Origin of the sequence: Blastococcus sp. MG754426, assembly GCF_021699055.1 — a bacterium.
Lineage (GTDB): Bacteria > Actinomycetota > Actinomycetes > Mycobacteriales > Geodermatophilaceae > Blastococcus.
Genome location: NZ_SSXC01000011.1, coordinates 1 through 25,185, shown reverse-complemented (window position 1 = coordinate 25,185; position 25,185 = coordinate 1). Strand labels below are relative to the sequence as shown.

The following is a 25,185-nucleotide window of genomic DNA, read 5'->3' as shown; positions in this document are numbered from 1 at the left end:
TGCGTAGCGTCATCGGACGGTCCCGCATCCCGCACGAGCAGGGTTGGCGGAAATCCTTCGGGGGGGTTCAATGTCGGCGCCCGTTCTTCAGGGGCAAGCACTCGCGGCGGTTCAGCACCGCGGATCGCACGTCCAGATCATCGCGAGCGCGGGATCCGGCAAGACCGAGGTCGTCTCGCAGCGGGTGGCCGCCCTCCTCGCGGAGGGCACACCGGCGAGCAGCATCGTGGCCTTCACCTTCACCGAGCGCGCCGCCGCGTCGCTGAAAGAGCGCATCAGCGCGCGGGTGGCAGAGCGACTCGGACCGCAGGCTCTGGACCAGCTCGGCGGACTGTACGTGGGCACCATCCACGCGTACTGCTTCCGTTTATTGCAGACCTACGTGCCGCGCTACGAGACCTTCGACGTCCTGGACGAGAACCAGCTGACCGCCTTCCTCGTCCGCGAGGCGACCCGCCTCCACATCAAGGACCTCGAAGGCAGCCTGTTCAAGTCGATCCGCGCGTTCTTGGAGAACCTCGACGTCGTGGAGAACGAGCTGCTGCGCCCGGATGCGCTCGACGACCCGTTCCGGAGCGTGCTGGAGCGCTACTACGCCTCGCTGGAGAAGTATCGGCTCCTCACCTACGGCCAACAGATCGCGCGCGCCGTCGCCGAGCTGAGCCGCCCCGACGTCCGCGACACCGTTCTGGCCGACCTGCGGCATCTGATCGTCGACGAGTACCAGGACGTCAACCCCGCCCAGGAAGCGCTCATCCGGCGCCTGGCCGGCCCGGGCGTGAGCCTGGTCGTCGTGGGTGACGACGACCAGGCCATCTACGGCTGGCGCGGATCCGACGTCGGCAACATCACCTCGTTCGCGCAGCGCTACGGCAACGTCGCCACGTTCTCCATCACGGAGAACCGGCGCAGCCGACCGACCATCGTGGGCACCGCGGATGTCTTCGCCCAGTCCATCCCGGGCCGCCTGCCCAAGGTCATGACCGCCACCCGCTCGCCTGGGGACGTTGAGGTGGTCAAGTGGTTCGAGGACATGGAGGAGGACGAGGCGGCCGAGATCGCCGAGGCGATCCGACGCCTGCACGACAAGGGTCTGGCGTACCGGGACATCGCGATCCTGGTGCGCAGCCGGACGAGCCATCCCCGACTGCTTGCCGCGCTCGAAGATGCTCGCGTGCCCGTCCAGCCGGCCGGTCGCACCGGCCTGTTCGACCGGCCGGAAGCAGAGGTCCTGGGCAAGACGTACTGCTGGCTGGTCGACCACGACTACCGATCGGCCGGCTACGGCGCCCAGTCGCAGACCGTCACCGAGGACAGCCTCGTCGCCGACTACGCGACGGCCTTCACGCTTCCTCAGGCGGTGACGGCCGAGGTCCGCAGCCTCCTGCAGCAGTGGAAGAGTGCCGTGCACCAGGAGGCCCGCCAGGTCGACCTGGTCCGCGACTTCTACGAGCTCCTCGACGTGCTCGGCTGCAAGCATTGGAATCACGACGATCCGTACGCCATCACGCGGCTCGGCTCGCTCGCTCGCTTCACCACGCTGCTCGCTGACTACGAGTCGGTTCGCCGGCGGGCCCGCCCGGACGACGCGACGCCCGGTGAACAGGTCGGGGGGCAGGATCGGGGCCTCTGGTACTACAAGAATCTCGCCATTCACATCACGAACTACGCGAACGGCGAGTACGAGGGCTTCGACGGGGAGCCAGACGTCGACACCGATGCCGTGGACCTGACGACGGTGCACTCCGCGAAGGGTCTCGAGTGGCCGGTCGTCTTCGTCCCGTCACTGACGAAGGGCCGTTTCCCGTCCCGCCGGACCGGCAAGGCCCGACCGTGGCTGATCGACCGGTCGCTGTTCGATGCCGACCGCTACGAGGGCTCGGACGCCGATGAGCGGCGCCTCTTCTACGTGGCGATGACCCGCGCCCGCGACTGGCTCTCGCTGTCTCGCCACGAGCGCGTGACGAAGAACAACGTGGCTCCCTCCCCGTACTGGGATGAGATCCCTGGCCCCCTGCTCACCACTCCCCCGCTCGCGGTACCGACGCTGCCCTCCGCGGCGGCGGATGGCGGCGCGTTGCTCCAGGTGACCTTCAGCGAGCTGGCCGCCTATGACGTCTGCGGGCTGGCCTACCGGCTTCGCAGCGTGCTCGGCTTCCAGCCGACGCTGGCCCCGGAGCTCGGATACGGCAAGGCGGTCCACCACGTCATGCGAACGATCGCCGAGCACACCAAGGCGACGGGCACGGCGCCCGATCCCGCGACCGTCGACCGGATCCTGGACGACGAGCTGTTCCTTCCGGCGGCCAACAAGGTCGCCCATCGGGAGATGAAGGACGCGGCCCGGCGCCTGGTCAACCGCTACATCGCCGACCACGAGTCCGATCTGCAGCGCGTGTGGATGACCGAACGCCCCTTCGAGCTGCATCTCGGGGACGCCGTGGTGTCCGGCCGGGCCGACGTGATCCTCGACCGGGAGGGCGGCGTGACCACCGGTCTGGCCATCGTCGACTACAAGACGTCTACCGGGGCGGTAGGCAGCCACGACCTGCAGTTGCAGGTCTATGCGGACGCCGGGCGACGCGAGGGCCTCGACGTCCGCGGCGCCTATGTGCACGACCTCAAGAAGGGTGCTCGCGAGCCGGTCGACGTGGCGTCCGCCGCGATCACTGCGGCCGAGATGACGGTGGGCACTGTCCTGCACGGGATGCGTCAACGTCAGTACACGCCCAAGCCGGGGACTGCGTGCCGCAGCTGCGACGTCAAGTCGCTTTGTCGCGTGGCGCAGTGACTTCCGCAGCTGGGCACGGGGCCCCGCCGTCGCGTCACCTGTTCTTGGCGACCTTGACTCCACCCATCGCAAGGGCCAGGAATCGGCCGTAGGTCGGGTCGCCCGCGTCGCTCAGCTCGACCGACCGATTGACCGTGTCATGCGCGAGGTCGGCTATAGAGAGCGCCACGGCAGTGGAGACGTCGAACGTGTCATCGTAGTCGGCGCGCTCTCGTGCTACTTGCACGTCGAGGAACGCTCGGGCGATACGGACGACGCGCTCGTCCAGCGAGCCGAGCGCCACACGGAGCGCCTGGTTGCCCCCTCCGGTGGCCGCAACCGCCAGGCTGGCGAGGTCTGTGTGCGTGACCCAGCGGACCACGGCGGCCTCCGCGGCGCCCCAGTCCGCCGAACCGAGCAGCCTCTGCGTGGCGCGGAACGAGAGTTCGTGGAAGACGGCGTAGTAGGCGCTGCTGATGGACCGGCGCAGCCTGATCGGCGTCGGCTGCCCTGCCGCACCGCGCCCGGCCAACTCGTCGGCGAGGTCGAGCAGCTCCGCGGCGGAGAGTGGTCGGGTGACGGTCACTCCCGGTTTCCGGCGGGTGTGCCTTGCGGGTCGACTGGCGCTCCGGTGCCCTCAACGGAGGCCGCTCCGCCTGCCGATACGTAGGAGATCTTGAACGCCTGATCTTCGCCCAGACGCCGGGTGACGACCTCTCGCACTCCCCGGCGCAGCTCGTAGAACGCTTCCAGCGGCCAGGTGTCGCCCTTCGGCGGCACCAACCTCACCTCGATGAGCAAGTAGCGTCCGTCGGGATCCTCGCGTTCCTCGAAGTCGACGCTTCGGACGTCGACGTCGGGGGTCGCCAACGCGCGAACGGCGGCGCTGATCGCTTCCCGCTGTTCAACTGCGACTGTCGGCACAACTACTCCTTAAGGGACGGCGCGAAGGGAACGAGATCTCGACAGCCATCACCGCTACACCTCGAAGACCTTCATGACCTCGTCGCCGTAGTCGTTGATGACCTTGACAGCGATCCGGCCGGTCTCAGGCTTGTCGAACGGCCGGGACTCCGTGCGGTAGAGCGACTCCCACGCGTCCGGCTCGATCTCAGCCTTCAGCGCTGCCTTAAGACGCTTGTACGGGTCGTTGCCGCCGGTGAAGTAACAGTGGCGGACGAAGAACGACTCCTCGTTGTAGTTGGTGTCGATCATCCAGAGGGCGATCTGGCTGGTGTCGTCGCTGCGAATCTCACCGGTGGTGGGGTCGAAGACGTCCACGCCCTTCAGGTCGACGACGACCTGGCCACCGTCCGTGGAACGCAGCTCGATGTCGGGCTCACCGAAGACGGTGAAGAGGTTTCCCGCGCCGGTCTTGGCTAGGTCCTCACCCATCAGCAGGTCGACGTTCATCCGGACGAGCAGCACGCGGATCCGACCAACGGTGCGCTCCCCCGCTACCGAGGCGAAGCCCTGATCGGTGCTCTCGACCGTCACCCCGTCGGCCTCTGTAACCTCGGTCGCCTGCGCGTCGAACGCGAAGCCGAGGACACACAGCAGATCCACGTCGCCGGCCCTGATCGCCTCGCGGGCAGCCGACTTGATGAACGTCGGTGAGACGGTCCCGTACTGCGGGCCGATCGCGACGCCTACCCTGCTCGGCGCCGCTTCTTCGCCCTCCGCGCCCTCGGCGCGCTGGCCGATCGCCTGGATGTAGATGCCCGCGTACGGCTCCATCCCCGCGAAGTGAATGCGCTCCTTGCGCCTGCCGTTCTGGATGCCGGCCTTCGCGAGGTTGTCCAGGATTGACTCCTCGAAGGTCGGCGCTGAGGCGTCAGCGGCAGCGGTCTGCTCGCTGATCGTCTCCCGATGCTCCACATCGTCGGGTCCACCGGCGAACGCCAACGACCGGTGCGGGGAAAGGCTCTCGACAGTGAAGGGTCCCGTCACACGAACCTTGGATTTGTCCTCGTACGGCTTGTCGTAAAGGACCTCGAAGTCGGCATGCCGCTTAATCGCCGCATCGATCTCATCACCAGACATGCCCTCGCGGATATCGGGGTTATTCGCGATGGACTTCAAGGTGACCCGCTGAACGCGCTCGAACACGAAACCATGACGGATATCCCCGTGGACCTCCGCAGGTGGCAGCGGCTTGCCGCTGGCCTGCTCCTCCTTCGCACGTCCTTCCACGGAGTCCGCAATGAAGTAGTACGGGAACTTGGCAGACATCAGGCGCTGACGCGCGAGAGCGAGGGCCACTCGAGACGTATCGATGGTGATCCACCGGCGCCCCCACTGCTCCCCGACATAGGCAGTCGTCCCGGATCCGCAAGTAGGGTCCAAGACGAGGTCCCCTGGATCCGTGCACATCAACATGCATCGCTCAATAACCTTGGTGCCAGTTTGAACGACATACCACTGCTCCTCCCCGTAACCGCCTCTAGCCGTATCCGTCCAGAGGTTGGTGCGAGGGAAGTATGGGAAGTCGTCTGTGTACCGTCGAAACGCGAGCGTCTTTCCGTAAGCTTCGAGGCGGTCCGCCATCGAGAGGCGGCTCATGCCTACAGCATTTGTCTTCCAGCCGCCGCGCCCAGGCGTGTAATGCACGCCCCCATGCGTCACGGGAAAGCGAGCTGAGTCAGGGCTGGAGCTGGAAGTCAAAGGGGAACGCCTATAGACCCGCTCACCGTGGGCCAGGGGCACTGTGCCGAGCTTCTCCTCCTTAGTTATCCGGCGACTTTGACCCCTACGATTCAAGACATAGTCATAGTTGACCCAGTCGAAGCCGGGACGCTGTTCATGCAGCTGCCGGTACTTGACTCTGTCGAGGGACTTCGCGTACCAGAGGATGTAATCCGAGACAGACGCCAGCACATCGGTCCCGCCAGACGGGCTGCCGGCGGTATGCGTCTTTCGGACCGTAACCATCGTTACGAAGTTCTCACTACCGAAAACTTCGTCCATGAGGCTTCGGACGAGATGGACATTTTCGTCACCGATTTGAACAAAGCAGGACCCGCTGTCCGTCAATAGTTCCCGCGCGCAGGACAGGCGGTCTTTGAGGTACGAAAGGTACGAATGGATCCCGAGTTCCCATGTGTCCCGGAACGCTTTGATCTGCTCCGACTCTCGAGCGGCGTCCTGGAGCTTGCCGTCTTTTACGTCGCGCTTCCTGGCGGACACTTGCCAGTTTGAGCCGAACTTGATGCCGTAGGGCGGGTCGATGTAGATCATCTGTACTTGACCGCGGAGGGCCTCGCGATCGGCGAGCGATGCCATAACTTGCAGGGAGTCGCCCAGGACCATGCGGTTCGACCAGTTGGCCTGGTGCTGGTAGTACTCGATCATGTCGAGCTCGTCGAGGCCGTCGAAGCTCTCGAAGAGCGACAGCTCGGGCTCAGACTCACCTGCCGCGGCGGTCTTGCGCAGGTTCTCCACCAGTACCCGAGGGTCGATCTTCTCCTGGATGTAGATCGGCGGAGCGTCGACGACGAGATCTGTTCCGGCGTCCGGGTCGCCGTCCGGGTACTTGCCCTTCCAGATCAGCTGCGGATCCAGGCTCGGATCGCGGTCCAGCGCGACCGTACGGATGGCCTCGAGCTCCGGCGTCCCGAAGTCCTCGACCGCATCGGCGGTTGGCAGGTTGATCCGGGTGTCCCGGTGCTCAATCGCCTCGACCGGCGTCGGAGTTTTCGGACCGTTCGGGTTACGCACCACGTGTGACCTCGTCGTAGTCGAGCAAATCGGGATCGCCGACGATCGGCGCGTCGGCGTACAGCAGGTCGATGGCCTCGGAGAGTCGTTCCCGGACGCCCAGCATGGTGGTGATCTCGACGTAGCCCCACCGCCCGAAGCCGCCGTGGTTGTTCACCGCGACGCACCACTGGTCGCGGGCGGTGTCGGCCTTGGCTTTGGTCGGCCCGGGGCTCTTCTGGCTGCCGGAGACCTCGACGACCAGCGTCCGCACCACGTCGTCCTCGCGCGGCTTGAGACGGACGAGGAAGTCCGGGACGTAGGAGTGCGTCCGGCCCTGGTGCACATACGGGATCACGAACCCCAGGTGGTCGTTCTTGACGTACGCCACGACGTCGCGGTGCAGCTCGCACTCGGCGGCCAGCAGTTGCTCCCAGGTGTTGCCGTCTTTTCCGTCCAATGTGACGTGGCTGACCTCGGACTTCTCCGTCGCCACCACGGCCTTCCGCGTCGGGAAGGCGATGTCGGCCGTCGAGCCGACCGGGTCGAAGCGCCGGATCATCGGGCGCAGCCGCTCCCGGCGGCTGCCGGCCTGGACGGCGATTGCCCGGTGGATGGCCTCCGCGGCCTCGGCCTGGCCCTCCATCGAGGTGAGCAAATGCCCAATTGCGTAGCCGGGGGCGATGTCGACGCACTGCTCCAGCCACTGCCGCGCGATCGTCACCAGCTGGGGGAACAGCCAGGGGCGCGGGTCCTCCCCCAGCGCGGTTAGGTGAGTTCGCAGGAGCCGGGCCGCCAGGCGGTAGGCGACCTCCTGCCGGCGCCGGCCCTGCGCCTCGTCGTCGGTGACCGTCTCGCCCTCACCGACCACGCCTTCGACGTCCGTGCGGGTCGGGACCGTGCTGGGTCCGATGGGGAACCGCTGCGCCGTCGCAGGGTCGAACATGAGCTGCTCGTCGGGAATCTCGACCCGGTAGCCGTCGAGCTTGGGGAACTCGATCCGCAGGTGTTCCCGGCCGGGCAGCGACTCGACCATGATCGCCGGCGGCCGCGGCAAGGGATCGGGCCCGGGCCTGTCGCTAGGGATGAACGCGAACGGGATGCCGTAGACGTTGGCGTACTCGGGCTCAAACCTGCCGTCCTCGCCCAGCGCGTAGGACCGCCGGCGGAGCCCGCGCCCGACCACCTGCTCGCAGAGCAGCTGGCTGCCGAAGGCGCGGATGCCGAGGATGTGGGTGACCGTGTTGGCGTCCCAGCCCTCGGTGAGCATGGCGACGCTGACCACGCAGCGGATGCCCTCGCCGAGCTTGCCTTTCTTGCCGACCGTGTTCATCACCTCGCGGAGCAGGTCCTCGTCGGTGAGCGAGTCGGCGTCCGCACCCTGATTGCGGCGGCGGAAGTCGGCCTTGAACGCTTCGATCTCGGCTGCCGCGGCCTGCTTAAAGTCGGCCTTCATCGCCTCGCCCGACTCCAGCTGTGCGGAGTCGACGAGGATGGTGCGTGGCCGGTCCAGGAAGCGGCCGTCCTCGACGTTGCTGAATCGGGCGAGCTCCCCGGGAACGAGTACGCCGCCGTCGGTCTCCGTGCCGGCGATGTAGTCGTAGACCAGCTTGGAGACGACTGTGTTGGGGCAGACGACGATGAAGACGGGCGGGGGCTCGCCGTGTTGAGCGAGCGTCCGCTCCCAGTGCTCGAAGGCCCTCGTGTAGCTGCGGTAGAGGCTCTTCAGCGCGCCCTCGAGCTCGGCCGGCGGCACCCACCCGTGCAGCGCCTCGGTGGAGGACAGCTTCTTCTTCGGAAGGTGCGTGCCCACGTAGTCCCAGAGCCGCAGGTAGGTGACCAAGTCACCGGTCGCGTCGTCGTCCACCGGGGTACGCGGGATCTTCACGATGCCCGACTCGATGGCGTCCATCAGCGAGAAGTCGCTGACCACCCACGGGAAGATGTAGCCCTCTGAGTAGCCGGAGCCACCGAGGTAGAAGGGCGTCGCCGACAGGTCGAAGATAGTCTTGATGCCGACCTTGCGCTGGATGGCCTGGAGACCCTTGAACCAGACCCGCGCCGTCTCCAGGTCATCCTTGGTCTGGGATGCGGGAGCACCCTTGACGGCGGGGATCGGCTTGTCCTGGTAGCAGTGGTGCGCCTCGTCGTTGAAGACCACGATCTGCTCGTTGCGGCCGGCGAAGTCACGCAGCACTCGGGCGACCATGGCGTCCGGCGTCTCTGTGAACGGGTCGTCGGTCTTTCCCGCGAGCAGGATCTTCTTCGTGTTGGCGGCGACGCCCTTGATCTCCTTCGCGTCGCGCAGCAGGAAGGAGTGGTAGTTCGTGATCACAATCTGGGCCTGCTGCACGGCTGCGCGCAGGTCCGACGGCAGCAGGTCGCGCTCGTCGTAGTAGTTGCCGGGGTGCCCGGGCTGCAGCACCTGGAGCCGGTCTCGGATGGTGATACCGGGCGCCACGATCAGGAAGCGCTTAGCGAAGCGGGTGCCCCGCGGCTGCAGCACCTTGTTGGCCGTCTGCCAGGCGATCAGCATCGCCATGACGACCGTCTTGCCGGTGCCGGTCGCCATCTTGAGGGCCACCCGCGGCAGCCCGGAGTTGTGGTCGGCGTTGGCCTCGTCGAGCTGGCGGCGCCAGTCTTTGTACCCGTGTCGGCCGGCCACCTCGGCGAGGAAGATCGCGGTCTCGGCGGCCTCCCGTTGGGCGAACAGGACGCGGTTCTCGCGGGTCGGGTCGGCCCAGTGCTCCAGCAGCTTGCGGCTGGTCGGCGTCACCCGCTCGTAGCCGCGGTGCCGCCAGATCTCGACGTCTCGGCGGAGACTGTTGACCAGACTGTTGCGCTCCCGGCGCTCGCCGGTGAGGTCGTAGTCGATCGTTTCTTCGACGAAACCGGCCTGGTTCTGCTGGCCCTTGCGGGCCGCGGGGATGGGGATGAACGACTCGCTCGGACGGCGTCCCTCCTTGACCGTGTTCGTCCGACCCTGCCGTCCCATCTCGTAATGCCGCGACGGCGGGTCGTACGGACCGTTGAGGATCGGGCTCGCGGCGAGTGTCTCCGTCACGCGCGACCACGTCCCCTCGTCATTTCGAACCCTCGGCGTTCCGACGTCACCCTAGGTCTTCGGCCGCCGCACGGGCAGTCAATGGGTGGCCAGGACGATCGGCTCCATCGTCTGCTCCATCTCAGCTGCACGTACGAGCGGCAGGGACGGCCAGCCGCTCCAGCCCCGCGCCCGCACGTGCCCCACCTTGGCGGCCAGTTCGGGAATTTGGGCGACAGCGTCCGCGTACGCCTCGACACGCTCCGGATGCCTCGTCGAGTACTCGGGAAGGATGTAGTAGAGCCAGCCGGCCGTCGTCGCGTCGCCAACGTTGACGTTCCACACCGGGGTGTCCTTGCCGTCGACCGGGTACCAGCCGGTCACCCCGGCGGTGCTCCCGATCCCCCAGGAAAACCGGCCTCCGCGCGTCTTGACGTCGTCGATGAGCCGCCGGACGAGCGCCATCTCCGCTTCCGAACGCGCCTCCGCGCCGGCGTCGAGCAGCGTCTGTTCCGTCCACGGCGCCCGCTTGCTTCGGCGCTGCTTGGCCTCCACCGCTGCCGCCGTACGACCGCGGACCTGCGGCACGTAAACGACCTGCCCCTCCGGTGCCGTGTACTGCGGCATCTCGATGCCCAGCACTTCCACGTCGCGCATCTGCTCGTTCAGGAACTCGATGATGCGCACCAGGCCGGGCGCCAGCCGGTCGGCCAGGAAAATGAGCCGGATCTTGCCGACCCGCAGGTTGTCCTCGACCGTCGTCCAGAACGCCTCGACGTCCTCCACACCCAGCTGTTCCTGGAGGAACGTGCCCGGGTCCGTGCCACCGGCCGTCTGCGCGACGGCATCCCGCAGGTCGTTCTGCCAGGCGGCCAGTCCGTTGGCCGCGTAGTCGAGCATCTGGGCGACGACCTCCCGCCGCGCCCGAGTGTCCGACGCCCGCTTGACCTCCACGAGCACGGGCACGCCGGACTGGTCGAGGAACAGGTGGTCAAGGGACAGCCCGACGCTATCCGCGGCTGCCACCGGCATCTCGCGCCGGACGAGCAGCAGTTTCGCGCTCTCCCCCGCTGTACCGACACCGGCGACCAGCTCCGGGAACTGCGCAAGCACCTGCTGGAGCACGTCCTCGCTGCTGTAGTCCGCTTTGCGGAGTGCCGTCAGCTGTCCGCCGACCGCGAGAAAAATGGCGTCGTCGCTCATGCCGCCCATCACACCCGTCTGCCGTACCTGACGACGACAGGACACGGCGAAGTCTTGAGGGGCTCAAGCGGCCGTTCGGCCTCGCTGGAACGCCCACAACGCGTGCTCCAGCACCGTCGGGCTCCTCTTCAGCGCGGCCGCGGCGCTCAGGACGACATCACGGGCCACCGTCGGCGTCACCCGGCGGTGAACCGCGTTGCTCACCGCCTGCACCACCCAGCGGTCGGCCTTGACCCCGGGCCGGCCGAGAAGCATCCCGAAGTACTCCCAGGTCACCCAGCCAAGCCCGCGCACCGAGGTATACGCCCGCTTCTGACGGGGATCGGCTGGCTCCACGTCGTCGGCGGAAACCACCCCGACGTCAACCAGCGCAGCAGCCGCACGCACGATCGCATCTGCCTTGGGCACGCCGGCTGTCTTCTGCTCTCCGACCGCGCGTTGAAGCCATCCCGCGTCAATCTGGGCGAGCACGCGGAGGTCGTCCAGCGACCCCTTCCCCCGCAGCGCTCGGTATGCAGCGACCGCCCGGTGGACGCCGGTCGGGGCCAGTAGGACATCGTCCTGAGCACTACCCGGCCGGCCGTAGCGCGCGCGAATTGACATGACGGCGTCGACCAACGCGACCTCCGCCTCCCCTGGCCGGCCGCCCGGCCACTCGACCCAGTTCTCGCCCAGGTGTGTCGCCACGTAGACCCCAAGCGCAGCGACGTCGTCGTCGAGCAAGTCTCAACCTCCGCCGGTAGAACGCAACCGCGCCGCATCCGCTCGCACAGCCTCGGGCAACGGATGCCCGGTTGCCGGACTGGCCGAGCGCGGTACATCGGGGCTTCCGTCGGGCCTCCTTCTCACTTCACTCTCAGCGCAGACGACGACGGTTCGCCGTCTGACGACCGGTGTTACGGGCGCAGTTTGTTCCAGTCGATCTCGAAGCCCGCGTGGTCGAGTTCGCGGAGCAGCTTGGCCTTCCAGCCGCCCCCGGAGTCGATGTCGATGTAGTGGATGCCACCCGCGTCGGAGGGCAATTCGACCCCCTCCTCAACGAGCACGGCGACGCGATTGCGTCCGAGCACACCCCAGAAGTAGCCGAGCTCGAGGACGACGTTCTGTCGGGCGCGAGGCTTCATCTCGCCCCCGCGGAGGCCGCCCTCGTCGTCGCCGGTCAGCAGGATGATGGCGTATCCGGCTGAGGACCCGTGCCGCTCGATCTGCTCGATCACGGTCCGGCCGCCAGTGACTTGTTCGTGCAGCACGATCGCAGGCCGGCCGGTGGTCCGCTCGACGAGCAAGAGCGTCTGGCTCTCGATCTTCGTGTCGCGGCCGTGGACGACGAAAATGGACTCAGCCGACTCGATCTCGTCGGGGCCGACCTGCGTGGACTGGACCGTGCCGCCGTCGACACTATTCGTCGCCGTGGTCTTCTCAAGGCCGTACTTCTCCGCAGGGTCTGCCGGCGCGGCGTAGGGAGGGCGCCATGCAGGGGCGTGCCGCCCTGTGGAAGGCGCGGGAGCCAACCGAACATCGGCATTGTTGCCATCGATGTAGTCGCGCGCGAGTTCGTCGACCTGCTCGCCGGGGAGCCCGCCGACGATTTTTCGTAGCGTCCTTCGCTTCGACACGGGGCTGAAGTCCCGCCACCCTGCGGGCAGCCGTTCCGCTCCGACGGACTGAAGCACCCCATGCACTTCGAGGTAGTCCTTCTCGAGCAGGCTTGTCACCAGGTCGTCGACAAGGCCCTCTTCGCTGCTTCCGGAACGCACCCTCCAAGCCTACGGTCGTCCCACGACGGCCTCCGCTGGTAAAGCGAGACGGACGGTGGACAGCGCGCCGACGGGCGGCTGGCTCACTCGCGAACAGGACGTGGTGAGCCGGCGATCGTGGCTTCCGGCGGCCTGTGCTATGGCGGCGAGCATGAGAACACCAGCACGGCGTTCGAGGCCGCCGGCGAGAGGTCGCCGAGGTCGACGAGCCGGCCAGGGCGGGCACCCGCTCGCCGCACCAACGGCGCTCGTGGCGGTCGAGCAGCTACCAGCGCCGCAGCCGGTGGAGCACTCCTGGCCGCTTCGCACAACCGGCCCCCTCTTGGCTGCAGCGGGTCGGGGAAAGGGTGGGCCGAAGGCCCATCCCGTAGGGACGCGCAGCGCCCTTCCGGCGACCCGCTGGAGCCGACACACTCGGCCGGGGTGAAGCGGCCTTGGGTCCCAGCACTTTCCGGACGCTGAATAGGAGCGCCCGGCGAGCGCGCATCGCGGATATCACCGCGGCCGAGGACGTCTCGCCGCCGTAGACAGCGCGAAGCCCGGCCGCTCACCGTCCGGAGAGGAGCCGGGCTCACTTCCTGAAGCTCAGCGCGACGGCGGCTTCCGCTGGGATGCGCTGCCCCGGTACCCCTGCCTGGTATGCGTACCGGCCGTGCCCACACCGTGCCCACACGGTGCCCACAAAAGGGCCGTTTCGGACCATCGACGGCCATCGGTCGCCAACGGTGAAACTGCAGGTCAAAAGGCAAATGACCGATGATCATGCAGGTCAGCGAAGGGCCCTGAGATACCTCATAATCCCTGGGTCGTGGGTTCGAGCCCCACCCGCCCCACCGCGCGACCGGCGCCGGCCACCGGCCGGGGTGTGCCGGGGTGTGCCGGAGATCATGCGCGTCCCGCGTCGTGGAGGAGAGCGGCGGCGCGGGGGTGCCACGCCGCGCCGCCGGCGGCGACCGCCCGGACGTGGCCGGGGAGGTCGGCCGGGTCGTCGTCCTTGAGCAGGTAGCCGGCCGCGTCGATCGCCCGCGCCCGCCGCACGCTGGCCGAGCTGAGGCCCCCGGTGAGGAACACGATGCGCACCTCCGGGTGCGAGGTGCGGACCACGCTTGCCGCGGTCAGGCCGTCCACGACCGGCATCTGCAGGTCCAGCAGCAGCACGTCGGGGTGCAGCTGCCGGACGGCATCGGCGACCTCGCTCCCGTCCGCGCACTGCCCCACGACGGAGATGCCACCGGCTGCCTGCAGCAGGTCGGTGAGCGCGTCCCGCACGAAGGGGTGGTCGTCCACCACCACGACCCGGATCTCGGTCACCGCTCCCCCGCCCTCCGCGCGGCCCGGTCCCCCGCCCTGCGCGGGAGGTCGGCCACGACTGACACGCGGTGAGACCCGGTGCATGACGCGGCCGCACGAAGCGACCGTGCGCCCCCCGTCCCCGGGGGCGGGGCGCGGTGCTCGGGACGGGCCGCCCCACCCCGCGTCATGCCGTCCCCGTCGCCGCGTCCTCACCTGCGCACGGGGCAGACATGGATGCGAGGTGGGCCATGACCACGGATCCGAGGGACGGGATCCCCCACCGCCGGGAGGAGCTCCTCCGGTGCGCCCGGACCCGGCAGGCGGCCGGGCAGCTGGCGACCGCGGAGCTCCTCGAACGCCGCGCCGACCGCACGACCAGCCCCGTGCTGGCCTCCCTGCTGCGCGAGCGCGCCGGGCGGCGGCGGTCCCTCGGGGAGCGGCTGCTCGCGGACCCGTCCGGGGGCGGGCGCGCGCGAGGGGAGGCGGTGCCCGCCCGCCGGCGGTAGCGTCCGGCCATGCCAGCCGCGGGGCCCGCTGGCTCCGCCGAGGAGCGACCGGGATCGGTGGAGATCACGGCGCTCGTGCCGCTCGTCCGGCGGATCGTCGCGTCCCGGGTCCGGGACGCCGCCACGGTGGACGACCTGGTGCAGGAGACGCTGGCCCGCGTGCTGGCCGCGGCCGGCCGGATCGAGCCGGGGATGCTGGAGCCCTACGCCATCGTGACCGCGCGCAACGTCGTCACCTCGCTGTGGCGGGAGCAGGACCGGCAGCGGCGCAACCAGCACCGCGTCGTCGACCTGCACCCCTCCGAGGCGCCCGACGCCGACGTGCTGGCCCGGGAGGACCGTGACGCCGTGAGCGCGGCGCTGCGCCGGCTGGGGGAGCGTGAGCGCGCCACCCTGCTGGCCCACGAGGTGGCGGGGCAGGACACCCGCTCGCTCGCCGCCGAGCTGGGGTCCACCGCCGGTGCGGTGGCGGCCCAGCTCAACCGCACCCGGGCGCGGCTGCGCGTCGAGTACCTGCTGGCCCTGGAGGCGACCGACCCGCCGACGGACCGCTGCCGACCGGTGCTGCTCGCGCTCTCCTCCGGCGACCGGCGCCGGCAGCGGGAGGTCGACGCCGCCCGGCACCTGCTCGAGTGCGGGTTCTGCGCAGGGCTGAGCCAGCCGCTGGTGGACCGCGGCCGGTCGCGGGACGACGAGATCCACGTCGCCGTCCGGGCCGACGCCGACGTCGTGGCCGCCCGGCAGGCCGCCCGGGAGGCGGGCGCCCGCCTGGGCTTCCCGCCGACCGACCTCACCGCGATCGCCACCGCCGTGTCGGAGGTGACCCGCAACGTCGTGAAGTTCGCCGAGGCCGGGGAGGCGGTGATCGAACTGCTCGAGGAGCCGAGGCGGGGCATCCGCGTCGTCGTGCGCGACGTCGGCCCGGGCATCCCCGACGTGGCGCAGGCCCTGCAGGACGGCTTCAGCACCTACGCGGGCCTGGGCCTGGGCCTGCCGGGCGCCCGGCGCCTGATGGACGAGTTCACGGTCGTGTCGGAGGTCGGTCGCGGCACCACCGTGACCATGACGAAGTGGTGGGGTGAGCGATGACCAGCAACGAGGACGGCCGCGCGACGGGGCGCGGACCGGCGGAGAAGTCCCGGGACGCCGACGTGCTGCTCCCGGAACTGGTCGCGCACCTCCGCGAGCACCGCACCCGGCTGCGCCAGGAGTGGACCACCCGCATCGGCGACGCGCACCTGCTCCAGGCCATGACCAGCCAGGAGGTCGCGGCGGAGACCACGTCGGTCTACGACAACTACGTCGAGGTGCTCGAGACCGGCAGCGTGGAGGCGCTGCAGCACTACGCGCGCGACCTCTCGGAGCGCATCATCCCGAGGGGCGTGGAGACGCACGAGGTCGTGGGCATCGTCCTGCTCCTGAGGGACGTCCTGGCGCGCTCGCTGTTCGAGAAGTACCAGCGCGACTTCGCCCTGCTCAACCGCGTGCTGGACGCCTACGAGCCGGCCGCCAACCGCATCGCCAACACCGTGGCGGTGAGCTTCGTCGACGAGCGCGAGCGGGTCATCCGGCAGCAGCAGGACGCGATCCTCGAGCTGTCGACGCCGGTGCTGCCCGTCCGGGAGCGGCTGCTCATCCTGCCCATCATCGGGGTGCTCGACAGCGAGCGCGCCAAGCAGCTCACGGTGCAGCTCCTCAACGGCATCCGCACGCACCGGGCCAAGGTCGTCGTCATCGACATCACCGGTGTCCCCGCGATCGACCAGACGGTGGCCAACCACCTCGTGCAGACCGTCGACGCCTCCCGCCTCATGGGCGCCAACGTGATCATCACCGGGTTGTCACCGGACATCGCCCGGACCCTGGTGACCATCGGCGTCGACCTGAGCAAGATGGACACCGTCGGGGACCTGCAAGGGGGGCTGGAGGAGGCCGAGCGGATGCTCGGGTACGCGTCGGCGCACCCCGACGGGGCGATGGGGCCATGAGCTCCGGGCCACGGCTGTTCTCCATCCTCAAGCAGGGCCCGACGCTGATCGCCTCGATCCACACCGCGCTGGACGACTCCCAGCTCGAGCGCTTCCGCGAGGACCTCGTCGACCGCATCGGACGCGACCGCGCCCGCGGGGTGATCATCGACCTCGCGGCGCTGGACGTCCTCGACTCCTTCGCCACGCGGGTGCTGCGGGACATCGCGGAGATGGCGCGGCTGCGGGGCGCGCAGACGGTGGTCGTCGGCATCCAGCCCGAGGTCGCGTTCGTGATCGTCCGGCTCGGCATGGACACCGGTTCCCTGGTGACGGCGCTCGACCTCGAGGAGGGGCTGGAGCACCTCGCGGGCGCCACCCTGCCGACGGCGGGGCCCCACCGGTGACGCCCGTCGAGGACCTGCGCCGGGACCACCGCGCTGCCCTGCTGCGCCACCTCGGCCACCGGCAGGAGTCATCGCTGCACGCCGGGTACGAGCTGGGGCGCAAGGCGCTGGCCGGGGGCATCAGCCTGCTCGAGGTGGTCCGCGTCCACCACGACGTCCTCGTCGAGGTGCTGCGGACCACCTCCCCCGACGAGGTGCCGGCGGTCGCCGAGGCCGCGTCGGACTTCCTGCTCGAGGTCGTCGCCAGCTACGACATGTCGCAGCGCCGCTCACCGGGCGGGCGGGGACCGCGGTCGGGACCGCCCCCGGTCACCCGGTGAGCAGCAGCCAGAGCGGCACGGTGACCAGCGCCGCGGTGGTCGCCACCGAGATGTGCGCGGACACGAAGCCGCCGTTGCCGCCCATCCGCGCCGCCAGGACGTAGGACGCGGTGGCCGGGGGGACCACCGCGAACGCCAGCACCACCGCCCGCTGGTCGCCCTCCACCCCGAGGAGCACCACCAGGGCCAGGGCGGTCGCCGGCACCACGAGCAGCTTGACCGCCGCCAGGAAGCCGGAGAGCAGCCAGCCGCTCCGGTCCATCCCCCGCAGGCGGAGCGCCGCACCGACGGTCAGCAGCCCCAGCGGCACCGCCGCGGCCGCGATCCGGCCGAGCGTGGCGTCGACCGGGTCCGGCAGCGCGAGGCCCGCGACGTTGCCGAGCAGGCCCACGACGGTCGCGACGATGAGCGGGTTGCGGACCACGGCACCGAGCGCGCCGAGCACCGCCCCGCGACCGCTCGTCGTGGCGGTGCCGTTGGCGAGGGCCACCACCGCGAGCACGTTGACCGCGGGCACCGTGACGCCCAGCAGCACCCCCATGAGCGCGAGCGCGGCCGGACCGCGGTCGTCGACCAGGGCCAGGGCGAGGAAGGTGTTGAAGCGGAACGCCGTCTGCCAGCCCGAGGCGGCGGTCACCCGGTCGACGCCGGGGAACCAGCGCACGAGCGCGCCCACCAGCGCGCCGGCGGCGAGAGCCCCGAGAGCCGCCAGCAGGGCGCTGCCGGTGCCGCCCGCGGCGAGGTCGGCCGCCAGCGTGGTCCGCACGAGGAGGGCGGGGAACAGCACGAAGTAGACGAGGCGCTCGAGGTCGACCCAGAAGCCCGGCGCCCGCCAGGCCCAGCGGCGCAGCACCACGCCCAGGACGATGAGCGAGAACTCCGGCAGCACCACCGCCGCCGCCGCCACGCGGGCAGCCTAGCCAGCGCTCACCCCCGGCCGATCGCGTAGACGTGGGCCACGACGGTCACGTCCTCGCCCGGCCCGGCGAGGAAGGGCGCCGCGCTCGCGCGGAAGGCCGCGAGCGAGGGACCGTCGGTGCGGTCGACGGCCCGGGCGCCGGGCAGGTAGCTGCCCTGGAGCCCGTGCGCGGTGGCGACGGCCCCGGTCGGCCGGGCGAAGGTCACGGTGGTCACGTTCGGGTCGTCGTCGTTGCCGCGGCCGTCGAGGTGGGCGACGACGTCGTGCGCGTTCTCCAGCGCCAGCACCTGGACCCGCGCCGGGACCTCCACCCGGCCGATCGGCGCGCCGGCGGCCAGCACACCGCGGACGTCGTAGGGGAAGTCGGGCGTCCCGGCGTCGTGGGCGGCCTGCGCGGCCACCATCCCGCCCTGGCTGTGCCCGACGAGCAGCACCGGGTCCGCGGGGCCCGCGCCGGACCGCCGCAGCGCCTCGGCGATCGCCCGCTGCCGCGTCGTGACCTCCCCGCCGAGCACGCGCAGGTTGGTGCCCAGGTCGTTGCTGGCCGGGTTCACCTCACCTCCCGGCAGGGCCCAGTCGCCGGTGCCGGGGATGTCCACGACGTAGGCGGTCGTGCCGTCGGCGCGGGTGAGCACCCGGACCCCGATGTGGTCGCGGTCGGCGCCGGACCCCGCCGACCGCAGGTGCAGCGCCGCGAGCAGATCCGCCGTGCCCCGGGGCGGTCGCACGGCGGCGGGGCGCCGGTCGTCGGGGCGGCGGGCCACGACGGGCGCCCCGTCCGGCCAGAGCCGGCCCAGCCGGGCGGCGGCGGACCGGACGTCGCCCCCACCGAGCCACGGGGAGAGCAGCCCCCCGGTGCCCACCGCCGCCCGCGACGCCGTGCCGGGGGCGGCGTTGACGACGTGGCCCACCACGCCCGGGTGCTCGGTCAGCCAGCGCTCGGGGTCGCCGGCCAGGTCGCGCGCCGCCACCACGGCGCCCGCCGGGTCGGTCACCACCTGCCCCGCCCCGGCGAGCAGCAGCCCGCCCACCGCGGCCTCCGGGACGAACCCGGCCGCCCAGTGCAGGTCGTCGAGCAGCGCGGCGAGGGCGGCGTCCGCGGCCGCGTACGCCTCGGCCGCCGCCCGCAGGGTCGCCGCCCGCGCGGTGAGGGTCACCGCGAGCGCCGTGAGGCCGCCCGGCCCGTCGAGCGCGGTCAGCAGCGCCGCCTGGAACCGCGCGACGGCGACCGGGTCGAGCAGCGCCGAGGCGAGCAGGTCGGGATCGGCGAGCACCGCGTGGCAGGCCGCGCCGGTGGCCGCCAGCGCCTCGACGAGGGCGAGGCTGCTCCCGGCCAGGGCGGCGAGGTCGGCGAGGTCGGCCTCCACGCCGCCCGCGCCGCCGCGGACCGCGATCCCGGTGACCGGTGCGCCGGTCACCAGAGGCCGGCCCGGCTCAACCGGGCCGAGAGCGCCCGCCAGGCGTCCGCGCCCGCCTCGGGCAGCTCCCCGACGACGTCGTCCAGCAGGTCGCCGCCCCGGGCCGCCTGCCGGGCGAGCCACGAGCGGACCGCCTGCTCCGCACGGTCGATCGCCGCCAGCCGGGCGCGGACCTCGTCGGCGTGCCGGCGCAGCAGGCCGGCCACCCCCTCGAGGGCGTCGGCCGCGGCCTGCACCTCCGCGCAGTCGCGGGCCAGCTGACGGCGGTGGGCCGTGGCCGCGTCGGAGACCCAGCGGGTGCGCGCCCCCGCGAGGCGGTGCTCCTCCCCCGCCGCCCGCACCGCCCGTGCGCGCTGCGCCAGCTCCGCGGCCAGCTCGTCCAGGCCCTCCGGATCCCCGTACGCACCCACCGCAGCCTCCTCCCGGTCCCCGGACCAGGGCGGAGCCTAGGAGCGCCGGACGCCTCCTCGCGGCGCTCGGGCGGGGGCTGTGGGAAGCGGTCGGGGCTGTTGATGGATGCTGACCCGGTGACCGGCGCCCCCGTCCCCCGAGCCCTCGTGCAGACCGTCCTCGACATCCCGCTGCACCGGTTCCTCGGTGTCGGGCTGCGCGACGAGGCCGACCCGGCGGCCGGCATCCGGTTCCCGGTGGGCCCGGCCGCGCAAAACCCGGCCGGGATGCTGCACGGCGGCGTCGTCTACGCCCTGCTCGACGTCGCCTCGTTCCTCGCGCTGCTCCCGCACCTGGGCGAGGGCGAGCACGCCGTCACCCACGACGTCTCGGCATCGCTGCTGCGGCCGGTGGGCGCCGGGGCCGAGGTGGAGGTCACCGCCACCGTGCTGCGGCGCGGCCGCGCGGTCGCGTTCATGCGGGCGGAGGCCACCGTGGACGGCGTGCTGGTGGCCACCGGCCAGGTCACCAAGACCGTCGTCGCCCCCCGCTGAGCCGCCTCACCACAGGGAGATCGACCGGCGGAAGATCCCGGCGAGGTCGTCCTCGGTGACCGCCCGCGGACAGGTGGCCAGCAGCCGCTGCTGCTTCATCGCGCCGTCGACCAGCTCGGGGATGTCCCCCTCGCCGAACCCGACCGCGCCCACCCCGTTGGGGATGTCGATGTCGCGCATCAGGTCGGCCAGCACCGTGGGCAGGAACTCGGCGGCGTCCGACGGGCGGTCGGCGCCGGGCGCGAGCAGCTCCGCGGCGCGGACGTGCCGCTCCGGCGATGCCTCGAAGGTGAAGCGGAACGCCTCGGGTGCGGTCAGCGCCACCGACATCCCGTGCGGCACCATCGGCTCGCCGGCCGGGTAGTCCTTGGGGTGGAAGTCCTTCACCTGCCCGGCGATCGGGTAGGCGTTGGCGTGCGGGATGTGCACGCCCGCGTTGCCGAAGCCCATGCCGGCGAAGGTGGCGGCGATCGCCATGTCCGAACGGGCCTGCGCGTCCTCCCCGTTCCGGACGGCGGTGCGGAAGGAGCCGGCCAGCAGGCTCATCGCCTTCTCCGACCACATGTCCGAGATGGGGTTGGAGCCGCAGTAGGGCACCCGCTGGTCGGGGCTCTTGCGGTCGTAGGTCGTGTACCAGCGGGCGGTGTAGCTCTCCAGCGCGTGGCAGAGGATGTCCATGCCGGAGGCCGCCGTGACCCCGGGCGGCTGGCTCAGCGTGAGGTCGGGGTCGATGACGGCGAGGGTGGGCCGCAGCCAGGCGTGGCTGATGCCGGTCTTCACCCGCTGGGCGATCACGTCCATCACGCAGATCGTGGTGCTCTCCGAGCCGGTGCCGGTCGTCGTCGGGACGGCGACCAGGGGCTTGAGCGGCTGCGACGGTGCCTGCCCCTTCCCGACCGGCACGTTGACGTAGTCCATGAGCTCGCCGGGGTTGGTGGTGAGCAGGTTGATCGCCTTCGCGGTGTCGATGCTCGACCCCCCGCCGACGGCGACGAAGGCGTCCCACGGGCCCGAGGAGCGGGCCTCGTCGATGGCCTCGACCAGGCTCACGTCGGTCGGCTCCACGTGCACGCCGTCGAACACCCGGGCCTCGATGCCGAACTGCGCCATCTGGTCGGCCACCCGCTGCGGGTGCCCGGTGGCCGCCACGCCGGGGTCGGTGACGACCAGCACCCGGCGCACGCCGTACCGGCTGAGGTCGAAGCCGATCTCGTCGGAGGCCCCGTTGCCGAACTTCAGCTGCGGCGCCCCGTAGGTGAAGACGGACTCCGGGTTGCCGGGCACGGTGCTGCTGGTCATCGGTCTCTCCCCTGGACTGCTCAGGTGCGACGGCGGTGCGCGGTTGCACCGAATGTTGCACACCGGTTGTGGCTCCCACCACACCGGCGCAACACTCCGTGGACTGCCCCGCCCGCCCGACGGGCGGGCCTCCGACCAGCCCGGGAGGCACCCGTGACCGACACCCCCGCGACCGCCCCGTACCTCGGCGACCTGCTCAAGGACGCGCCCACCAACTGGGGCAAGTGGGGGCCCGACGACGAGGTCGGGGCGCTGAACTACCTGGGCCCGGAGCAGGTGCTCGCCGCGGTGAAGCTGGTGCGCTCGGGCAAGGTCTTCACGCTGCAGCGGCTCATCGGCGACCCGAAGGGCGACCCGGTCTGGCCCGGTCGCACCCCCGCCGTCCGCACCCAGGTGCTCGACGAGAGCGACTGGGACGAGGGCGGCAAGGGCGCGCAGTACCCCGGCGGCCTGCACTACGCCGACGACAAGATCGACGCCTACCTGCAGGGCTCGACGCAGTACGACGCGCTGGGCCACCTCTGGTACGACGGCAAGATCTGGAACGGCTACGACGCCCGCACGACCGTCGGCGGGCTGGAGAAGGCCAGCGTGGAGCCGATCGCCCAGCGCGGCGTCGTCGGGCGGGCCGTGCTGCTGGACATGGCGCGCTTCCGCGGGAAGCCCACCCTCGACAAGGGCGAGACCTTCACCCACGAGGACCTCGTCGCCTGCGCCGAGGCCCAGGGCACGCCCATCGAGAAGCGGGACATCCTGGTCGTGCGCACCAACTTCCTGCAGCTGTTCCACGAGCAGGGCGAGGCCTTCTACGAGGGCTTCAACGAGCCCGGCCTGGTCTACTCCCCCGAGCTGGTGCAGTGGTTCCAGGACATGGAGATCCCCAACCTGGTCACCGACACGATCGCCAACGAGGTCACCTTCGACCCGAACAACGGGGTGGCGCTGGTGCTGCACAACGCGCTGATGCGCAACCTCGGCGTCACGCTCACCGAGATCGCCGACCTGGAGCAGCTGGCCGCCGACTGCGCCGAGGACGGGCAGTACGCCTTCCTCTACGTCGCGGCCCCGCTGAAGGTCGCCAAGGCCGCGGGCACCCCCGTCAACCCCGTCGTCATCAAGTAGCGCCGTGAGCGGCTACGACGACCGGCCGTGGCTGGCGCTCTACGGCGACCAGCCGGCCGACTACGCCATCGAGCACGAGACCGCGCTGGACATGTTCCGGGCGGGCGTCGAGCGCGACCCCGACGGCGTGGCGCTGCGGTACTTCGACGGGACGATCACCCGCCGGGAGCTCGACGAGCTCAGCGACGCCCTCGCCGTCGGGCTGCTCGCCCGGGGATTCGGCCCGGGCGACCGGCTGGCGGTCTACCTGCAGAACGTGCCGCAGTTCGTGATCGCCATGGTCGCCGCCTGGAAGGCCGGCGGAATCATGGTGTCGATCAACCCGATGAGCCGGGCCCGCGAGCTCTCCTACCTGCTCGAGGACTCCGGGGCCACCGTGCTGCTGTCCCTGGAGACGCTGTACGACCAGGTGGCGCGGGAGGTGGTCCCCGGGACCGGCGTGCGCCTGGTGCTCACCACCAGCGAGCTGGAGTTCCAGACCCGCGACGACGAGCGGTTGTTCGCCGGCGTCACCCGGCAGCGGCACGAGGGGACCACGGACTTCGCGGAGTTCGTCGCCGTCCACCGGGGGCAGGCGCCGCCGCCGGTCGGCCTGCGCTCGGACGACGTGGCGTTCCTGACCTACACCTCGGGCACCACCGGCGTGCCCAAGGGGGCGATGAACACCCACCGGAACGTGGTGTTCACCGCCCAGGTCTACCGGGACTGGGTGCACGCGGGCCGGGACGGCGCGATCTTCGGCGTCGCCCCGCTGTTCCACATCACCGGGCTGATCGGGCACATCGCCGTCAGCCTGCTGGTGCCGGCGCCGCTCGTGCTGGCCTACCGGTTCGAGCCCCAGGTCGTGCTGGACGCCTTCGCCGAGCACCGCCCGGCCTTCACCATCGGGGCGATCACGGCCTTCACCGCGCTGCTCAACGCGCCGGGGTTCAGCAAGGACCACTTCGCCTCGTTCACCTCGATCTACTCCGGCGGGGCGGCGATCTCGCCCACCGCCGAGCAGAACTTCCTGGCGGCCACCGGCAAGCAGGTGCACAACGCCTACGGCCTCACCGAGACCACCTCGCCGATGACGGTGACCCCGTTCGGGTCGCCGTCCCCGGTGGACCCCGTGTCGGGCGCGCTGTCGGTCGGCGTCCCCGCGCCGAACACGGTGGTGCGCATCCAGGACGACGAGGGGCGCGACCTGCCGATCGGCGAGATCGGCGAGATCGTCGCCGAGGGGCCGCAGGTGGTCGCCGGCTACTGGGGCAAGCCCGCGGAGACCGCGGCCGGCCTGCCCGGCGGAGCGCTCAAGAGCGGCGACGTCGGGTTCATGAACGCCGAGGGCTGGGTGTTCATCGTCGACCGCAAGAAGGACATGATCAACGCCTCGGGATACAAGGTCTGGCCACGCGAGGTGGAGGACGTGCTGGCCGAGCACCCGGCGGTCCGCGAGTCGGCGGTGGTCGGTGTCCCCGACGAGAAGCGCGGGGAGACCGTCAAGGCGTTCGTCAGCCTCAAGCCGGGGTCGAGCACCACCCCGGAGGAGCTCATCGCGCACTGCAAGGAGCGCATGGCGGCCTACAAGTACCCGCGCAGCGTGGAACTGGTCGAGGAGCTGCCCAAGACGGTGACCGGGAAGATCCTCCGCCGGGAGCTGCGCGGGCGGTAGCGCGGCGGGTCGGCCAGGCCGGGGGGCCCGGCCGACCCCCAACGTTGGGTGGACGGACCGGTTCCGGCTCCCGGTCCCCTCCGCGAACCGGTCCCACCGGTTAGCGTTCAACCGCTCCTCCCCGGACGTTCCCCCGGCTGGCCGACCCTGGCGGTGATGACGATGACCACCTCGCCCCCGCCCACGCCGGCGGCCGGTCCGGGGGGCGACCCCCAGCCGGTCCCGCCTGCCCGCGGTGACGGTCCGGCACGGCGGCCGTCACCGGTCCCGCGCGACCCCTCCGCCGCCCGGCCGCCGGCGGCGCCGCTGCGCCGCCGCGCGGCGCCGGTACGGCCGGTACCCCCGCCGCCCGCACCGCTGGCGCGCTACCACGCCCAGCTGCTGGCCCGCCGCCGGTTGCGGGCGCTCGCCGCCGTGACCGGCGGGCTGGGCTCCGCCGCCCTGCTCGCGCTGGGCAGCGCGACCGTGCCGACCGCCGGCGCCGTCCCGGCGGCCGCCGACGACGTGCTGGACCCGCGGGCCTGGGTCCTGCCCGAGGACGCCGGCATGGGGCCGCTGGTCATCCCGACGATCGGTGCCCTGCCCGCCGGCGCCGAGGACTGGTTCCTCCCGGGTGCCCCCGCGGCGGCCGTCACGTCCCTGCGCCAGGCGGCCCGTCCGGCCGCACGCGACCTCGACGCCGACCTCGAGGCCGAGCTCGGCCTCGTGAGCGACCCCGGTCCTTCGGCCGCACCGGCGTCACGCACCACCGCCCCGTCGCCGCCCACGACGATCGAGGGCGGATCGGGGGACCCGGCCGTCCCACCGCCGACCCGCCCGGCACCGCCCTCCGGGGCGACGCTCCCTGCTCCCGCCCCGGCCCCGACC

Annotated in this window: 21 protein-coding genes and 1 pseudogene; 10 read left to right on the top strand and 12 right to left on the bottom strand. The window is 71.1% G+C overall.

Annotated features, from left to right (window positions below; translation table 11 throughout):
- Positions 1-70 precede the first annotated feature (70 nt).
- Positions 71-2,791, top strand: coding sequence for an ATP-dependent DNA helicase (locus E9549_RS06415; protein ID WP_236825716.1), 2,721 nt, complete (start codon positions 71-73; stop codon positions 2,789-2,791).
- Positions 2,792-2,825: 34 nt separating this feature from the next.
- Here E9549_RS06415 and E9549_RS06410 read toward each other — a convergent pair whose 3' ends face one another.
- The 8 genes from E9549_RS06410 to E9549_RS06375 form a co-directional block, all read right to left on the bottom strand.
- Positions 2,826-3,356 carry a hypothetical protein gene (locus E9549_RS06410; RefSeq protein WP_236825715.1) on the bottom strand — a complete coding sequence of 177 codons (531 nt, stop codon included), beginning with the start codon at positions 3,354-3,356 and terminating at the stop codon, positions 2,826-2,828.
- Positions 3,353-3,694, bottom strand: coding sequence for a hypothetical protein (locus E9549_RS06405; RefSeq protein WP_236825714.1), 342 nt, complete (start codon positions 3,692-3,694; stop codon positions 3,353-3,355). The genes E9549_RS06410 and E9549_RS06405 overlap by 4 nt, the downstream gene beginning before the upstream one ends.
- Before the next feature lie 54 nt (positions 3,695-3,748).
- Positions 3,749-6,487, bottom strand: coding sequence for a site-specific DNA-methyltransferase (locus tag E9549_RS06400; protein WP_236825713.1), 2,739 nt, complete (start codon positions 6,485-6,487; stop codon positions 3,749-3,751).
- Positions 6,480-9,530 (bottom strand): BPTD_3080 family restriction endonuclease, encoded by a 3,051-nt coding sequence (locus E9549_RS06395; protein WP_236825712.1) that lies wholly within the window; start codon positions 9,528-9,530, stop codon positions 6,480-6,482. Before E9549_RS06395 ends, E9549_RS06400 begins: the two co-directional genes overlap by 8 nt.
- Before the next feature lie 78 nt (positions 9,531-9,608).
- Positions 9,609-10,712, bottom strand: coding sequence for a hypothetical protein (locus tag E9549_RS06390; protein WP_236825711.1), 1,104 nt, complete (start codon positions 10,710-10,712; stop codon positions 9,609-9,611).
- Positions 10,713-10,775: 63 nt separating this feature from the next.
- Positions 10,776-11,435, bottom strand: coding sequence for a hypothetical protein (locus tag E9549_RS06385; protein WP_236825710.1), 660 nt, complete (start codon positions 11,433-11,435; stop codon positions 10,776-10,778).
- A 173-nt stretch (positions 11,436-11,608) separates the two neighbouring features.
- Entirely contained in the window at positions 11,609-12,469 is an 861-nt protein-coding gene (locus E9549_RS06380; protein ID WP_236825709.1) for a TIR domain-containing protein, read from the bottom strand.
- Between the two features lie 885 nt (positions 12,470-13,354).
- Complete coding sequence (locus E9549_RS06375; protein ID WP_236825708.1) at positions 13,355-13,780, bottom strand: response regulator transcription factor; 426 nt, start codon at positions 13,778-13,780, stop codon at positions 13,355-13,357.
- Positions 13,781-14,010: 230 nt separating this feature from the next.
- On the opposite strand from E9549_RS06375, the gene E9549_RS06370 reads away from it, so the two are divergent.
- From E9549_RS06370 to E9549_RS06350, 5 genes are read left to right on the top strand one after another with little or no spacing between them, the layout of a single operon-like run.
- On the top strand, positions 14,011-14,268 hold the full coding sequence (locus tag E9549_RS06370) for a hypothetical protein (RefSeq protein ID WP_236825707.1): 258 nt from the start codon (positions 14,011-14,013) through the stop codon (positions 14,266-14,268).
- Between the two features lie 9 nt (positions 14,269-14,277).
- The gene (locus E9549_RS06365; protein ID WP_236825706.1) at positions 14,278-15,357 is read left to right on the top strand and encodes a sigma-70 family RNA polymerase sigma factor; all 1,080 of its coding nucleotides are present in this window, start codon (positions 14,278-14,280) and stop codon (positions 15,355-15,357) included.
- On the top strand, positions 15,354-16,256 hold the full coding sequence (locus tag E9549_RS06360) for an STAS domain-containing protein (protein ID WP_236825705.1): 903 nt from the start codon (positions 15,354-15,356) through the stop codon (positions 16,254-16,256). The genes E9549_RS06365 and E9549_RS06360 overlap by 4 nt, the downstream gene beginning before the upstream one ends.
- Positions 16,253-16,642, top strand: a complete 390-nt coding sequence (locus E9549_RS06355; protein ID WP_236825704.1) for an STAS domain-containing protein — start codon at positions 16,253-16,255, stop codon at positions 16,640-16,642. The genes E9549_RS06360 and E9549_RS06355 overlap by 4 nt, the downstream gene beginning before the upstream one ends.
- Entirely contained in the window at positions 16,639-16,962 is a 324-nt protein-coding gene (locus E9549_RS06350) for a phosphatase RsbU N-terminal domain-containing protein (protein WP_236825703.1), read from the top strand. The genes E9549_RS06355 and E9549_RS06350 overlap by 4 nt, the downstream gene beginning before the upstream one ends.
- Here E9549_RS06350 and E9549_RS24070 read toward each other — a convergent pair.
- The 3 genes from E9549_RS24070 to E9549_RS06335 are packed head-to-tail and all read right to left on the bottom strand — an operon-like array spanning position 16,952 to position 19,709.
- The gene (locus E9549_RS24070) at positions 16,952-17,869 is read right to left on the bottom strand and encodes an AEC family transporter (protein ID WP_236825702.1); all 918 of its coding nucleotides are present in this window, start codon (positions 17,867-17,869) and stop codon (positions 16,952-16,954) included. The genes E9549_RS06350 and E9549_RS24070 overlap by 11 nt on opposite strands.
- A 20-nt stretch (positions 17,870-17,889) precedes the next feature.
- Complete coding sequence (locus E9549_RS06340) at positions 17,890-19,299, bottom strand: hypothetical protein (RefSeq protein WP_236825701.1); 1,410 nt, start codon at positions 19,297-19,299, stop codon at positions 17,890-17,892.
- Complete coding sequence (locus E9549_RS06335) at positions 19,296-19,709, bottom strand: hypothetical protein (RefSeq protein ID WP_236825700.1); 414 nt, start codon at positions 19,707-19,709, stop codon at positions 19,296-19,298. The genes E9549_RS06340 and E9549_RS06335 overlap by 4 nt, the downstream gene beginning before the upstream one ends.
- Positions 19,710-19,826: 117 nt before the next feature.
- Here E9549_RS06335 and E9549_RS06330 point away from each other — a divergent pair, with 117 nt between their 5' ends.
- Complete coding sequence (locus E9549_RS06330; protein WP_236825699.1) at positions 19,827-20,243, top strand: PaaI family thioesterase; 417 nt, start codon at positions 19,827-19,829, stop codon at positions 20,241-20,243.
- A 6-nt stretch (positions 20,244-20,249) separates the two neighbouring features.
- Here E9549_RS06330 and E9549_RS06325 read toward each other — a convergent pair whose 3' ends face one another.
- Complete coding sequence (locus tag E9549_RS06325; RefSeq protein ID WP_236825698.1) at positions 20,250-21,542, bottom strand: hydroxyacid-oxoacid transhydrogenase; 1,293 nt, start codon at positions 21,540-21,542, stop codon at positions 20,250-20,252.
- A gap of 153 nt (positions 21,543-21,695) precedes the next feature.
- Between E9549_RS06325 and E9549_RS06320 the strand changes: the two genes are divergently transcribed.
- The 3 genes and pseudogenes from E9549_RS06320 to E9549_RS06310 form a co-directional block, all read left to right on the top strand.
- Complete coding sequence (locus E9549_RS06320; protein WP_236825697.1) at positions 21,696-22,664, top strand: cyclase family protein; 969 nt, start codon at positions 21,696-21,698, stop codon at positions 22,662-22,664.
- A 4-nt stretch (positions 22,665-22,668) separates the two neighbouring features.
- Positions 22,669-24,318: an AMP-binding protein gene (locus E9549_RS06315; RefSeq protein WP_236825696.1), complete on the top strand. Its 1,650-nt coding sequence runs from the start codon at positions 22,669-22,671 to the stop codon at positions 24,316-24,318.
- Between the two features lie 156 nt (positions 24,319-24,474).
- A pseudogene (locus tag E9549_RS06310) lies at positions 24,475-25,185 on the top strand (hypothetical protein); the annotation flags it as partial.

Excerpts from the sequence above, each read along its gene's own strand:
- E9549_RS06415 (WP_236825716.1), top strand. The coding sequence starts at position 71 with ATGTCGGCGCCCGTTCTTCAGGGGCAAGCACTCGCGGCGGTTCAGCAC.
- E9549_RS06390 (WP_236825711.1), bottom strand. The coding sequence starts at position 10,712 with ATGAGCGACGACGCCATTTTTCTCGCGGTCGGCGGACAGCTGACGGCA.
- E9549_RS06370 (WP_236825707.1), top strand. The coding sequence starts at position 14,011 with ATGACCACGGATCCGAGGGACGGGATCCCCCACCGCCGGGAGGAGCTC.
- E9549_RS06365 (WP_236825706.1), top strand. The coding sequence starts at position 14,278 with ATGCCAGCCGCGGGGCCCGCTGGCTCCGCCGAGGAGCGACCGGGATCG.
- E9549_RS06360 (WP_236825705.1), top strand. The coding sequence starts at position 15,354 with ATGACCAGCAACGAGGACGGCCGCGCGACGGGGCGCGGACCGGCGGAG.
- E9549_RS06355 (WP_236825704.1), top strand. The coding sequence starts at position 16,253 with ATGAGCTCCGGGCCACGGCTGTTCTCCATCCTCAAGCAGGGCCCGACG.
- E9549_RS06325 (WP_236825698.1), bottom strand. The coding sequence starts at position 21,542 with ATGACCAGCAGCACCGTGCCCGGCAACCCGGAGTCCGTCTTCACCTAC.